The 13,824-nt window shown below is 38.2% G+C and carries 15 protein-coding genes; 10 read left to right on the top strand and 5 right to left on the bottom strand.

Features of this window, described 5'->3' with window-relative positions; translation table 11 throughout:
* Nucleotides 1-18 precede the first annotated feature (18 nt).
* From purD to IGL07_RS08030, 3 genes are all read left to right on the top strand, one after another.
* Complete coding sequence (purD, locus tag IGL07_RS08040; RefSeq protein WP_010817361.1) at nt 19-1,266, top strand: phosphoribosylamine--glycine ligase; 1,248 nt, start codon at nt 19-21, stop codon at nt 1,264-1,266.
* Between the two features lie 128 nt (nt 1,267-1,394).
* Nucleotides 1,395-1,724, top strand: coding sequence for a DUF1648 domain-containing protein (locus IGL07_RS08035; RefSeq protein WP_010712531.1), 330 nt, complete (start codon nt 1,395-1,397; stop codon nt 1,722-1,724).
* 20 nt (nt 1,725-1,744) lie between these two features.
* Nucleotides 1,745-2,479 carry a TIM44-like domain-containing protein gene (locus IGL07_RS08030; protein WP_010817360.1) on the top strand — a complete coding sequence of 245 codons (735 nt, stop codon included), beginning with the start codon at nt 1,745-1,747 and terminating at the stop codon, nt 2,477-2,479.
* Between the two features lie 39 nt (nt 2,480-2,518).
* Here IGL07_RS08030 and IGL07_RS08025 read toward each other — a convergent pair whose 3' ends face one another.
* From IGL07_RS08025 to IGL07_RS08010, 4 genes are all read right to left on the bottom strand, one after another.
* On the bottom strand, nt 2,519-3,040 hold the full coding sequence (locus IGL07_RS08025) for a QueT transporter family protein (protein WP_010817359.1): 522 nt from the start codon (nt 3,038-3,040) through the stop codon (nt 2,519-2,521).
* Between the two features lie 145 nt (nt 3,041-3,185).
* Nucleotides 3,186-3,971, bottom strand: a complete 786-nt coding sequence (locus IGL07_RS08020; RefSeq protein WP_025189540.1) for a 3-oxoacyl-ACP reductase — start codon at nt 3,969-3,971, stop codon at nt 3,186-3,188.
* 62 nt (nt 3,972-4,033) lie between these two features.
* Nucleotides 4,034-4,267: a DUF2829 domain-containing protein gene (locus tag IGL07_RS08015; RefSeq protein ID WP_002357284.1), complete on the bottom strand. Its 234-nt coding sequence runs from the start codon at nt 4,265-4,267 to the stop codon at nt 4,034-4,036.
* Nucleotides 4,257-4,919 (bottom strand): YigZ family protein, encoded by a 663-nt coding sequence (locus tag IGL07_RS08010; protein WP_010817357.1) that lies wholly within the window; start codon nt 4,917-4,919, stop codon nt 4,257-4,259. The genes IGL07_RS08015 and IGL07_RS08010 overlap by 11 nt, the downstream gene beginning before the upstream one ends.
* Before the next feature lie 141 nt (nt 4,920-5,060).
* Here IGL07_RS08010 and IGL07_RS08005 point away from each other — a divergent pair, with 141 nt between their 5' ends.
* Complete coding sequence (locus IGL07_RS08005) at nt 5,061-5,348, top strand: DUF7662 domain-containing protein (protein WP_002357286.1); 288 nt, start codon at nt 5,061-5,063, stop codon at nt 5,346-5,348.
* Between the two features lie 120 nt (nt 5,349-5,468).
* Nucleotides 5,469-5,804, top strand: a complete 336-nt coding sequence (locus tag IGL07_RS08000) for a PTS sugar transporter subunit IIB (RefSeq protein ID WP_002360150.1) — start codon at nt 5,469-5,471, stop codon at nt 5,802-5,804.
* A gap of 325 nt (nt 5,805-6,129) precedes the next feature.
* On the opposite strand, the gene IGL07_RS07995 is transcribed toward IGL07_RS08000, so the two are convergent.
* The gene (locus tag IGL07_RS07995) at nt 6,130-6,846 is read right to left on the bottom strand and encodes an AAA family ATPase (protein WP_010817356.1); all 717 of its coding nucleotides are present in this window, start codon (nt 6,844-6,846) and stop codon (nt 6,130-6,132) included.
* Between the two features lie 272 nt (nt 6,847-7,118).
* Here IGL07_RS07995 and IGL07_RS07990 point away from each other — a divergent pair, with 272 nt between their 5' ends.
* The 5 genes from IGL07_RS07990 (at nt 7,119) to prfB (ending at nt 13,772) form a co-directional block, all read left to right on the top strand.
* On the top strand, nt 7,119-8,435 hold the full coding sequence (locus tag IGL07_RS07990; RefSeq protein ID WP_010817355.1) for a DEAD/DEAH box helicase: 1,317 nt from the start codon (nt 7,119-7,121) through the stop codon (nt 8,433-8,435).
* Complete coding sequence (locus tag IGL07_RS07985) at nt 8,425-9,111, top strand: ComF family protein (RefSeq protein ID WP_010817354.1); 687 nt, start codon at nt 8,425-8,427, stop codon at nt 9,109-9,111. The genes IGL07_RS07990 and IGL07_RS07985 overlap by 11 nt, the downstream gene beginning before the upstream one ends.
* 138 nt (nt 9,112-9,249) lie before the next feature.
* On the top strand, nt 9,250-9,801 hold the full coding sequence (hpf, locus tag IGL07_RS07980; protein WP_002357293.1) for a ribosome hibernation-promoting factor, HPF/YfiA family: 552 nt from the start codon (nt 9,250-9,252) through the stop codon (nt 9,799-9,801).
* Between the two features lie 255 nt (nt 9,802-10,056).
* The gene (gene secA / locus IGL07_RS07975; RefSeq protein ID WP_010817353.1) at nt 10,057-12,594 is read left to right on the top strand and encodes a preprotein translocase subunit SecA; all 2,538 of its coding nucleotides are present in this window, start codon (nt 10,057-10,059) and stop codon (nt 12,592-12,594) included.
* 76 nt (nt 12,595-12,670) lie between these two features.
* Nucleotides 12,671-13,772 (top strand): peptide chain release factor 2 gene (prfB, locus tag IGL07_RS07970; protein ID WP_111997025.1). Its coding sequence is split into 2 segments (ribosomal slippage): nt 12,671-12,742 and nt 12,744-13,772, totalling 1,101 coding nucleotides; the frame shifts between segments, so codons are not numbered across the junction.
* Nucleotides 13,773-13,824 lie beyond the last annotated feature (52 nt).

The raw sequence follows: 13,824 nt of genomic DNA, 5'->3' as shown, positions 1-13,824 counted from the left end.
TTTTTAAAGGAGAAACCGATGAATATATTAGTGATTGGGCGTGGTGGTCGTGAACATGCAATCGCCAAAAAATTACAGCAAGAAAACAAAGTCAAGGCTGTTTATTGTGCACCAGGTAATCCTGGTATGAGTGGTGATAATATTCGGACTGTACCTATCAGTGAAGAGCAGCAAACGGAACTAATTCAATTTGCGAAGGATAATCAGATTGATTGGACATTCGTCGGACCGGAAACGCCATTAATTGAAGGGGTTGTAGATGCCTTTCAAGCAGCGGGATTACTGATTTTTGGCCCGACAAAAGCAGCTGCAATAATTGAAGGTTCAAAAAGTTTTGCGAAAGATTTTATGCAAAAATACCAGATTCCAACGGCAGAATATCGGGTCTTTCAACGTTTGGCACCTGCCTTAGAATATATTGAACAGCAAGGAGTACCAATTGTTATTAAGGCGGATGGTTTGGCAGCTGGAAAAGGAGTAGTAGTTGCCGAAACAAAAGCAGCCGCAAAACGGGCGCTAGTTGCGATGATGGAGGACCAACAATTTGGAGCAAGCGGTCAAACGGTCGTAATCGAAGAATTTTTGCAAGGAGAAGAATTTTCCTTAATGGCTTTTGTTTCTAATGAGAAGGTATATCCGATGGTGATTGCTCAAGATCATAAGCGGATTTTCGATGGGGATGCTGGTCCGAATACAGGGGGGATGGGTGCTTACACACCAGTGCCTCAGATCCCAGAAGAAGCGATTCAGCAAGCCATTAGCCAAGTACTGAAACCGACTGCTAAAGGAATGGTGGCTGAAAAACGTCCGTTTCAAGGGATTTTATATGCTGGTTTAATCCAAACAGCAACTGGCCCCAAGGTTATTGAATTTAATGCTCGATTTGGGGATCCAGAAACACAAGTTGTGTTGGCGCGTTTAGAGAGTCCCCTTTCAGAAATAATTTCTTCATTGCTGGTGAAAGAGCAACCAACGATTGCATGGAATGAGTTAGCGAGTGTTGGTGTTGTTGTAGCTGCAGAAGGCTATCCTAATCAATACAAGACAAATCTACCATTGCCCGAAATGTCTGATGAAACCATCTATTATGCAGGGGTAACTCGTTCAGAACAGGCTCTGGTTTCGGCTGGCGGACGAATCTTTTTAGCAGAAGCAACTGCTTCGACTCTTGAAGAAGCCCGCAAAAAAGTTTATCAAACATTGGATAATTACTCATTTCCTGGAATGTATTATCGAAAAGATATAGGTGTGAAAGGCTTGATTTAGGATTTTCAAAAACAGAGGCAAGGACATTTAATCAAATGTTTCCTTGTCTTTTTTTTATTGCAAATTCAGATAGGGAGGCATAAACTGAAAGTATATCCATCATTAAACTAGAGGAGAAAGCTAAGATAATGAGAGAGAAGCAGATTGAAAAAGTTAGTCAGGGGTTATTTATTGTTACAAGTGTCTTGGCAGTCAGTTTACTGTTATTAAGTGCGGTGGTTTATCCTGATTTACCAGCTCATGTGCCCATTCATGTGAATTTTTGGGGCGAGGGTAATTCGTTTGGCCCAAGATCTAGTATATTTATGTGGCCAGCGGTCCTGTTTGGCTTGAGTATTTATCAACGAAGTTATCAATCAGTACAACCATACGGTGGATGGCTGAAGGTGTTCTTAATCATTGTTAATCTTGGCGCTTTGTTTAGTATTCTGCGTCTATTTATTCATTTGTTGGTTTGAAGGGGGCGAAAGGTGAGAAAATGAGAAAGCTAATTTTGGTTTTTGTGGGCTGTGCCATGGCCTTTTGTTTATGGCCTAATCAAGCGGCGGCTGTAGCTGGTGGCTATGGCGGTGGACGTGTAGAAAGTCCTAGCGGGGGTAATCCCTCGAATGGTTTTTCGCCAGGCGGTGACGGATCAAGAAGTTATGTTCATCATAACGAGACCGGGACCAGCAACACAACGCCACTGGAAGGCTTAATTTCAACAGTGTTTTTTGTTCTTTTTGGGGGCACGATGATTTGGCAAAGACGCCGCAGAAATCAACCAGTCGATGAAGGTGCTTTTCAAGAAATGTGGGCAGCATTACCTGGAACATCAAAAGAAAAAAAGGCACTCTTAAAAGAAATACAACAAACGTTTTTAGAAATACAACAAGCGTGGGATCAAGAAAACTTGTCTGTAGTCAAAGATAACTATACAGAAAAACTTTATCAAAAACATCTTGCAGTATTACAAGAAAATCAACAAGCGGGCATCAGAAATCATGTAAAAAAAGTGAAAGTAGCGCCAGCTTCGAATTATCATCATATTAGTGAAACCAGTTTTTCACTGATGCTTCATTTTTCTTGTATTGACTACGAGGAAGATACTCAAAGCGGTCGTGTTTTATCAGGATACAAGCATCAAAAACAATATTTTTCACAACTTTGGTATTTTGATTACAATCCATCCCTTGGAAAATGGCAAGCAGACTTCATTCAACCTAAAGGATAGTGCTAAAAAGCGCTTGGGGTTTAAATCCCAAGCGCTTTTTTATTCTTCGATGCGTTTTACAAGCTGTATTTTTTTATTTAATACGTAAATCAGGATACCGCCGACTGTCATTGAAAGAAGTTCACCAAGTCCAACGGTCAACCATGTGTACCAAAAAGGTAACTGATAAAAGAACGTTAAGGGTCCGGCGACAGTGAACATGGACAAAGCAAAAAGAATGGCCGCCAGCATTAGTTTAATCAATAAATTTTGCTGATTTTTTGTCGCAAAATAGGCAATCCATAAGACTGCGCACGTTCCAGCGCTACCGATGACTATATCGATGATGCCAAGAGGCGAAGCGGTGTTGGCAATCGCAACCCCTAACGTAATGGACCAGATATATCGCTTGTTAAAAACGCCTAAATAATTAAATAATTCGGCAAGACGAAGCTGTATCGGACCAAAACTAAGCGGAGCGAGAAGTACAGTGACAACGACATACAAAGCGGTAACCAGCGCCATTTTAGCCAAAGCCGTAGCTGACCACGTACTGGTTTGTGGATTTGATGAATGATTCATTTGAGATTCTCCTTTATAAAACAACGACGTGTTTTAGTGATAACCATAACCAAAGGAAGGGCAGTAAAGCCAACTGAAGTGTTATGGTGTGAGTTGCCTCACTGTGTTACATGTTACTGAAGAACAGACACTCTGTAAAGTCTTTTTATTTCATGGTCCAACCACCATCAATGGTCATAACTGTGCCATGGATATAATCAGCGTCATCACTAGCTAGAAATAATGAAAGTTTTGCTACTTCTTGTGGCTGTGCCCAACGGCCCGCGGGTGTTTCACGTGCTACCCAAGCAGCCATTTCACCTTCTCCTGCAAAATCAGCTGCGTTCATGGGTGTTTGGATGGCACCTGGCGCAATCGCATTTGCTCGAATGCCTAATTTGGCATAATCGTAGGAAAGCTGTTTTGTATACCCGATGATTGCGTGTTTAGAGGCAGTGTACGCTGCGCCGCCGCCCCCAGCTACTAAGCCGGCGATAGATGCCATATTAACGATTACTCCTTTTTTTTGTTGGAGGAAATAAGGTAATATGGCATTGGTCACTAAAAAGACACTTTTTAAATTGGTTGCTAAAATTTGATCCCATAAAGCTTCCGAAGTTTCTAGAGAAGGACGATAATCATCTAAAATACCTGCCGTATTTAATAAAATATCAATTTGGCCGTTGTTTTTCACAATTTGTTTCATCGTGGCTTGCACAAATGAGGGAGAAGACACATCACCGACAAAATAAGTAAATGGCTTAGTAGAATCTGGGTTAACCAGTGCGGCTGTCTGTTTTAACCCCGTTTCGTCTAGGTCGATGCCAATAACCTCAGCGCCCTGTTCAGCAAAGGCAATTGCTTGTGCTTGGCCAATCCCTGAAGCTGCACCGGTTACAAGCACCCGTTTTGTTTCAAATTCTTTTGGCATAAGAAAAACTCCTTTAAACATTTAAAAATTAAGGTCTGGAAGAACGAGCAATCGCCGTAATCTGCCAGACCTTATATGTGTAGTTATGCTTCAACAATCACCCAATCTTCTGCTAAGACATCACAAGGTGTTGGTGAAAACATGCTGTAGCCTTCATCAGAAGTTTTGATTAAAAAATACGGGGTAACTTGTAAAAATTCACCTTCGGAGGTGCCAATTTCATCACGTAATTCAATAAAAAGTTCAAAACCGCTCCAGCCTTTACGTACGGCTTTTTTTCCTGCTTTAATCTGTGGCAATACTTCTTCAAATGTCATTTGATTGTGCTCCTTTTTCGTTAAATGGTAGTTCGTGATAGCTCGTTGCGCCTTTTTCAATTGTCAACTGACCGTTAAGTAGATCTGTCATTTCAGCTATAAATGTTTCTGTTGCTTGTTCATCTACTAAACAAATTAACTGAATAGACTCTGTGTAAATAGTTTCTTTAAGCGTGTAGGGACTATGTTCTAAAAAGGCTTGGGCTTTTCCTAATAAAGGATAGGCGATCGTAATCAATAGTTCTTGTTGCAATTTGCCAATGACTAAACCAATTTCATCTAAAGTGTGGGAAAGAGCATGACTATATGCTCGGATTAAACCACCAGTGCCTAATTTTATTCCGCCAAAATAACGAGTGACAACAGCCACTACGTTGATTAACTCTTTTTTCTGTAAGACTTCCAGCATTGGAACACCAGCAGTGCCACTAGGTTCGCCGTCATCGCTGCTCCGCTGAATGTCATTTTTTTCGCCGATCACAAAAGCACTACAATTATGATTGGCTTTCCAATGTTCTTTTTTTATTGCGGCGATAAAGGCTTTTGCTTCTTCTTCTGATGTTACGCGCTTTACAGAACAGATAAACCGCGATTTCTTGATTTCAATCCCGCTGAAACCATCTTGTTTGACTGTAATATAGCTTTCTAACATATGGGCATCCTTTTCTCTCGTAATAAAGTCAGTATAAAAAAGAATCAACTGAATAGCAACTTTTTCTCTCATCTTTTTTGTGAGATTTTTGGAAAAAAACGTTATAATAAGGTATGATAGAGAAAAGGGAGGCGCTGGAAAATGGTACATACACGACAGAAAAAATATGATACAATTACTCATTATTTGAAAACGAATGGCGGTTCCCAAGTTACCTTGACCTTTACCCAGTTTGATGAATTGTTATTCCCTCATTCTGGTTTACCAAAAACTGCTAAGACAGATGTCGATTGGTGGGCAAACGATTATAAGCATCCAGAAAAGGGCGCTTATGGTTGGTTGAATGCGAGTTACCAAGTAGTTCAAGTGAATTTGGAAAAAGAATATGTGGTATTTAATAAATTACTGAAGTCAGCATGGTACGTTTAAACCAAGATTGTATCCGCTTTAAAAAACAAGAATGATTGACAAAAATTAACTTTACACTATAATATTTTTAATAGATAATGTTGAAAATTGAAAAAGGCAATGGTAAAAGGGGCTGTTAAAATGTCAAAAAAAACAATTATGTTAGTTTGCTCCGCAGGAATGAGTACTAGTTTACTTGTTACAAAAATGCAAAAAGCAGCATTTAATCAAGGCTTAGATGCCCATATATTTGCGGCTTCTGCATCGGAAGCAGAAACAAATTTAGAAAATAATCCAGTCGATGTGTTATTGTTAGGTCCACAAGTTCGTTATATGAAGAGTGATTTTGAAAAGCGTCTATCACCAAAAGGTATCCCAACAGATGTCATTAGCATGTCTGATTACGGCTTAATGAACGGGGAAAAAGTGTTGGAACAAGCCTTGGGTTTGTTAGCACAAGCAGATAAAAAAGAGTAAAAAACAAGTTGTTTTTTCGAGAATCTTCGAAAAAGCAACTTGTCTTTTTTTATGATTTTAGTTAATTGGAATTAAGCTGAAGCAGCCATTCTGGTTTATCAGTTTCATAAATTATAGAGCCGAAATTAGTCCTATGAGCTAGAGAAAGATAACTGTCTTTAATTTTTTACTTTAATCTAGATACTAAAAAAGCATACTTAACAATCTATTTTCTGAATAATAAACGCCTTTTTCCGTAGTCTAAAAGTTGTAATTCAAAGAATGATTAACAATATTTTTATATACGAGTCATTATAGTATGGCATAAGCATTTCGAATAACAGACTTATTCAGCAAATAAATGAGAGATAATTCTGTTTTTGTTGTTTAAAAATAATGAGGTTATTTCATAAGGCATACTTTCTTCATACGTGATTTCTAAAGGACTATCTTTATCAAAAGAAATAATTTGTGAGTCAGGCATTGCAAGTAATATAGGTGAATGAGAGACAATAATAAACTGAGACCCCTCATCAATTAGTTTTTTTATAGATATCATTAAGGCTAGTTGGCGTTGAGGTGAGAGAGCCGCTTCAGGTTCATCTAACAGGTACAGACCATTTCCTCTAAACCGATGGTTCACCAGATTCAAAAAACTTTCGCCGTGTGATTGATGATGTAGGGATTTATCGCCGTATTCAGAAAAATCTAAGTCTATATTTTCTGCATATGTAGCAACATTGTAGAAACTTTCAGCTCTTAAAAAGAAACCATCCGTAGCACGCTTTACACTTTTTCCAACAGTTAAATAATTATATAAATCCAAGTGAGTATCGTTTGTAGAGAAATTAAAATTAATACTACCGCCTTCAGGATTAAATCCCCAGTTGACTGCGATTGCTTCTAGTAAAGTGGATTTTCCAGTTCCATTTTCACCTGAAAAAAAAGTAATAGGTTTTTTAAAATTTAGTGAATTAAATTTATTCAGCCCTTCAATTTTTGAAAAAACAGAATCTTCTTCAAAAGCTTTGAATTCTAGTCTTTTTAAAAAAATATTTTCCATGATAAAGCTTGCTCCTTTCTAGTCTTTTCAAATTAAAGCTTGAATTACTAGATATACTTTAACATTAATTTTTCTTTAAAGGTAGATAAATTTGTTTATAAAAAAGCTGCATATAGGTAAGTCGAAAGTAGAAGATTCGTGTAAACAATAAAGCGTATCAAGAGTTTGTTTAGTAGGTAACGACTAGATAAGAATAGAAAGATAACGGTGGGAGATCTCCTTTTTCGCAAAAAAGCTAGAGAAATGCGTATTTTATAATTGAGGTGGTTAACATGGAAGATTTGCATGGACGTAAAATAATTCTTGAAGAAACAGAACCTTCAATACAGACAAAACTGGTTTATTTATCAACAATGTTAGAGCGTTCAACCCTAACAATTCAATGTCAGCGGTGCGGAGAAGTCGTATCCAAAAAAGAAAACAGACTGGCGACAAATGTATACTACTGTCATGCGTGCATTCAATTAGGCCGTGTGACTTCTTGTCAAAAATTTTGTCATTTACCAGAAAGGCCCAATAGCCCAAGAACTGTCTTTTTTGAGTGGTCTGGACAATTAACAAAGGGACAGCAAGCGATCTCAGTTGAACTTTGTGAGACGGTAAAAATAAGGGAGAATCGCTTAGTGTGGGCAGTTACAGGTGCAGGCAAAACAGAAATGTTATTTGCTGTTTTGCACCAAACCTTACAAGAAGGGGGACGAATTGCGCTGGCTTCGCCGCGTGTCGATGTTTGCTTAGAACTGTTTCCCAGAATCCAAGCGGTTTTTCCTCACGAAGCAATTGCTTTACTTCATGGAAACAGTCAAGAAGCGTATCGTTATACGAAACTAGTGATTTGCACCACCCATCAATTATTGAAATTCCATCAAGCGTTTGATTTACTTATCGTTGATGAAGTCGACTCTTTTCCTTTTGTTAATAACGAGCATCTTTATTATGGAGTGCGTAACGCACGAAAAAAAAGAAGTAGTTTGGTGTACTTAACAGCAACCCCTACGAAAGAATTACGGAAGCTTTTACAGCAAAAGAAGTTAGCGGCCAGTATTTTGCCAGCAAGATATCATCGTAGGCCATTACCTGTGCCACGCCGATTTTGGGTTCAGTCGTGGCAACGTATTTCTACCAAAAATATTAAAATCATTGCACATCATTTGAAACGTTTATTGGTGCGTAATTCAGTTTTATTATTTTGCCCAAGCATTCCATTAATTCACCAATTGCATCCATTAATAGCTGAGCGATTTTCCGACAAAGAAGTTGTCGTCGTTTATGGTAGTGATGAACTTCGTCTGGAAAAAGTTCAAGCAATGCGTCAGCAGAAAACGGATATTTTGATCACTACAACCATTTTAGAACGTGGTGTGACTTTTGATGCAGTCTCAGTTATTGTTTATGGTGCCAATCATCGAGTCTTCACTTCTTCAACACTTGTCCAAATTGCGGGCCGAGTCGATCGAAGACAAGAATTCAATTACGGCGAAGTTTTATTTTTACATGATGGGGAAACAAGAGACATGAAAGAGGCAATTCGGCAAATAAAGCAAATGAATCGCTTGGCTAGCAAACGAGGGATGTTAGATGGATTGTAAAAATTGCGCAAGCCCCATTCGTTTGGAGATAACATTAAAAATGCTCTTACGTTTTAAAAAATGGGCGAGGCCTTCACTTTGCCAGCACTGCCAAGCAAAGTTCCAGAAACTGCCAATGACAGGCACTTGTTTTGGCTGTAGTCGCGTCAGCCAAGAGCATTATTGTTTTGATTGTCAAAGGTGGCAGCTGCTTTATCCAGAGTATTCTTTTCATAATACAGCGTTGTTTCATTATGATGAAGGAATGCAAGAGTGGATGGAACGCTATAAATTTCAAGGAGACTATCGCTTAAGAATGTGTTTTAACGAGGAAATCAACTTTTACTTTCAGCAACAATCTGCGGACTATATAATTCCGGTGCCCTTATCCGAAAAACGAATGCAAGAACGAGGCTTCAACCAAGTAATTGGCTTACTAGAAGCGGCTGATGTTCCGTACAGCCCTTTTTTAATTAGAAAAGAGGAAAATGTTCCGCAATCTAAGAAAACTAGAAAGGAAAGGATGCGGTTGCAACAACCATTTGACATCCCAAAAGAAAATCAAAAAAAATTAAAAAATTGTTCTATTATTTTGGTGGATGACATCTATACCACTGGACGAACTCTTTTTCACGCAGCGGCTGTTATCAATGACTGTTATCCTAAAAGTTTGAATACGTTTACTCTCGCGCGGTAAAAAGAAAAGAATTCATAAATTTGATGACTATTTTGTTGGCAAAACCCAGATTATTCGATATAATGAAATTAAGAAGAAGGGAATTAAAGAGTGGTCCTTTAATCTTTTCTTTACTGGTAGATGAAAGGGGTAATTGTTATGTTTAGATATAATGTACGTGGAGAAAATATCGAGGTAACCGAAGCGATTCGAGACTATGTTGAGAAAAAAGTCGGTAAATTAGAAAGATATTTCAGCGATTCACCTGAAGCAACGGTTCACGTGAATTTGAAAGTGTACACTGAAAAAACAGCCAAAGTCGAGGTTACTATTCCTCTTCCTTATCTAGTTTTACGAGCTGAAGAAACGTCACCTGATTTATACGCAAGTATTGATTTGGTTGTCGATAAATTAGAACGACAAATTCGTAAATTTAAAACAAAAATCAACAGAAAATCTCGTGAAACAGGACGTAACAATACAAAAGCCGCTGTCTTCTTAGTTGGTGAAGAAACAGAAGAAACACCTTCAGAATTAGACATCGTTCGTACAAAACGTCTATCATTAAAACCGATGGACAGTGAAGAAGCTGTTTTACAAATGAACATGTTAGGACACAACTTCTTCATTTTTGAAGATGCTGAAACAAATGGAACAAGCATTGTTTACCGTCGTAAAGATGGCAAATATGGCTTGATTGAAACAGACTAAAGCTTAAAATAAGAGCTGAAATGCCTTCGTGCATTTCAGCTCTTTAAACATCTTTAAAGCACGGAGTAAAGAAAAAATAAAGAAATACATAAAATAACTTTAAAAGTTCCTCTTTTAAAGGAAAATGTCTGCAAAATAGAGAGAAATGGTTTTCTTTCTCGTCAAGTAATGATAAAATAAAACGGATAGATTGTGCTTCTTGTACAAAAAGGATACAAAAATAAAAAGAGGTAATTGAAAGGAACACAGATACCAATGGCAAATTTTTTGAAAAAAATGATTGAAAACGATAAAAAAGAATTAAGACGATTAGAAAAAATCGCCGATAAAATTGATGCACATGCAAGTGCAATGGAACAACTAAGCGATGAACAATTACGTGAAAAAACAGATGAATTTAAAGCCCGTTATCAAAAAGGGGAAACCTTAGACGAACTATTACCAGAAGCGTTTGCGGTTGTCCGTGAAGCTGCTAAACGAGTACTAGGTTTATTCCCATACCGTGTCCAATTAATGGGTGGGATTGTGCTTCATGACGGGAACATTCCTGAAATGAGAACAGGTGAAGGGAAAACCTTGACTGCCACAATGCCTGTATACTTGAATGCACTATCTGGCGAAGGAGTACACGTTGTTACAGTTAATGAATACTTAGCAACCCGTGACTCTAACGAAATGGGAGAATTATATAATTTCTTAGGCTTAAGCGTTGGCTTAAACATTAACTCTAAATCTTCTGATGAAAAACGTGAAGCGTATAACTGTGATATCACTTATAGTACAAATAACGAATTAGGATTTGACTATTTGCGTGATAACATGGTTGTTTATCGCAGCCAAATGGTTCAACGTCCATTAAACTATGCAATTGTCGATGAAGTGGATTCAATCTTAATTGATGAAGCAAGAACCCCATTAATTATTTCTGGACAAGCTGAAAAATCGACAGCACTCTATACGCGTGCCGATAATTTTGTCAAACGCTTAAAAGAAGATGAAGACTACAAAATTGATATTCAGTCTAAAACAATTGGTTTAACAGAAGCAGGTATTGAAAAAGCTGAACAAACTTTCGGATTGGATAACCTTTACGATATTGAAAATACAGCATTAACGCACCATTTAGATCAAGCGTTACGGGCAAACTATATCATGTTACTAGACATTGATTACGTGGTTCAAGACAATAAAGTCTTAATTGTTGACCAATTTACTGGTCGTATCATGGATGGTCGTCGTTATTCTGATGGCTTGCATCAAGCGATTGAAGCAAAAGAAGGCGTCGAAATTGAAGATGAAACAAAAACAATGGCGACGATTACGTTCCAAAACTACTTCCGGATGTACAAAAAACTAGCCGGGATGACTGGTACTGCTAAAACAGAAGAAGAAGAATTCCGTGAAATTTACAATATTCAAGTCATTCAAATCCCAACCAATCGTCCAATTATCCGTGACGATCGTCCAGATTTACTTTATCCAACCTTGGAAAGTAAATTTAACGCAGTGGTGGAAGATATTAAAGAACGTTACCACAAAGGGCAACCAGTGTTGGTAGGGACTGTTGCGGTAGAAACATCAGAATTACTTTCTGATAAATTAAACGCAGCTAAAATTCCTCATGAAGTATTAAATGCGAAAAATCACTTTAAAGAAGCCGAAATCATTATGAACGCTGGTCAAAAAGGCGCAGTTACAATTGCAACAAATATGGCTGGTCGTGGAACGGATATTAAACTTGGTTTAGGTGTACTTGAACTAGGTGGTCTAGCGGTTATCGGGACAGAACGTCATGAGTCACGTCGTATTGATAATCAGTTGCGTGGACGTGCAGGACGTCAAGGGGATCCAGGGGTTTCACAATTTTATTTATCTTTAGAAGATGACTTAATGAAACGCTTTGGTTCAGAACGAATTAAAACATTCTTAGAACGAATGAATGTGCAAGAAGAAGATGCAGTTATTCAAAGTAAAATGTTTACTCGCCAAGTAGAATCTGCTCAAAAACGTGTGGAAGGAAATAACTATGACACACGTAAAAATGTCTTACAATACGATGACGTGATGCGCGAGCAACGTGAAGTTATTTATGCGCAACGACAAGAAGTAATTATGGAAGAAAATGACTTGTCTGATGTATTGATGGGCATGGTAAAACGGACGATTGGCCGAGTGGTGGATAGCCATACACAATTAGAAAAAGAAGAATGGAATTTAGATGGGATTGTCGATTTTGCAGCCTCAACACTTGTCCATGAAGATACGATTTCTAAAAAAGATTTAGAAAATAAATCAGCTGAAGAAATCAAAGACTACTTAGTGGCACGTGCGCAAGAAGTATTTGAAGAAAAATCTCAACAATTGAATGGTCAAGAACAATTGCTAGAATTTGAAAAAGTAGTCATCTTGCGTGTCGTCGATACTAAATGGACAGATCACATTGATGCGATGGATCAATTACGCCAATCTGTCGGCTTACGTGCGTACGGTCAAAACAACCCATTAGTAGAATATCAAACAGAAGGTTATTCTATGTATAACAATATGGTGGGTTCAATCGAATATGAAGTAACACGTTTATTCATGAAATCGGAAATTCGCCAAAATGTCCAACGTGAGCAAGTAGCTCAAGGACAAGCGGAACATCCAGAAACAGAACAAGATGCAGCTGCACAAAGCAACACAAGTGCGAAGCGTCAACCTGTGCGTGTAGATAAAAAAGTGGGCCGTAATGATTTATGCCCATGCGGAAGTGGCAAAAAATTCAAAAATTGTCATGGGAAAAACGCTTAATTAAAGAAAAAACGCAGGGTGGGGCAATTTGTCCCGCCTTTGCTCTTTTTACCATAAAGAGAAAGAAGGAATCATTTTGGAAAACCCAGAAATTCGTACATTATTAGACGAAATGACACAAAAAATTACTAGCTTCAGGAGGTCTCTTTGACTTAGACCAGTTAGAAGAAGACATTGCCGAGGCGGAAAATCGGATGGGAGAACCTGGTTTTTGGGACAACACAGAAACGGCTCAAAAGCTAATTAACGAAACCAATAGTTTGAAAGAAAAATATCAACAATTTCATCAGCTCTCTGAGGAACTTGACGAATTAACGGTGATGTTTGAATTACAACAAGAAGAATATGATGCAGAGATTCAAGAAGAATTGGAAGAAAGAATTCATCTCTTGCAAGAACGTTTAACAACTTATGAGCTATCCTTACTACTAAATGAGCCATATGATCATAATAACGCCCTAATTGAATTACACCCTGGTGCCGGTGGTACTGAATCACAAGATTGGGGAAGTATGCTTTTACGAATGTACACACGTTGGGCAGAAAGTCATGGTTTCCAAGTTGAAACGTTGGATTACCAAGCTGGAGATGAAGCAGGGATTAAAAGTGTCACCTTATTAATCAAAGGTTACAATGCCTATGGCTACCTAAAATCAGAAAAAGGTGTCCATCGTCTTGTGCGGATTTCGCCCTTTGATTCCGCTAAACGCCGTCATACTTCGTTTTGTTCAGTTGATGTAATGCCTGAATTAGACGACACAATAGAAATTGCGATCAATCCAGATGACTTAAAAATTGATACCTATCGAGCAAGTGGTGCCGGTGGTCAGCATATTAATAAAACAGAATCGGCTGTTCGAATCACACATATTCCAACAGGCACCGTTGTCGCAAGCCAAGCACAACGTTCTCAATTAAAAAACCGTGAGCAAGCAATGAGTATGTTAAAAGCCAAATTATATCAATTGGAAATGGAAAAGAAAGCCCAAGAAGCAGCAAGTTTACGTGGTGAACAAATGGAAATTGGCTGGGGCTCACAAATCCGTTCTTACGTGTTCCATCCGTATTCAATGGTCAAAGACCATCGGACAAATTACGAAACCGGTAATGTACAAGCTGTGATGGATGGAGACCTTGATGGTTTCATTGATGCCTACTTAAAACAGCGCTTAAGTTAAGCTCTTCATTAAATTGAAATAAAAATGTAACTTAATGCAAGAAGTTTGCAAT

It is taken from the genome of Enterococcus sp. DIV1368f (assembly GCF_051712245.1).
GTDB lineage: Bacteria > Bacillota > Bacilli > Lactobacillales > Enterococcaceae > Enterococcus > Enterococcus faecalis.
Note: the sequence above shows the minus strand (reverse complement) of the source record. Positions and strands in the feature narration are given on the sequence as shown.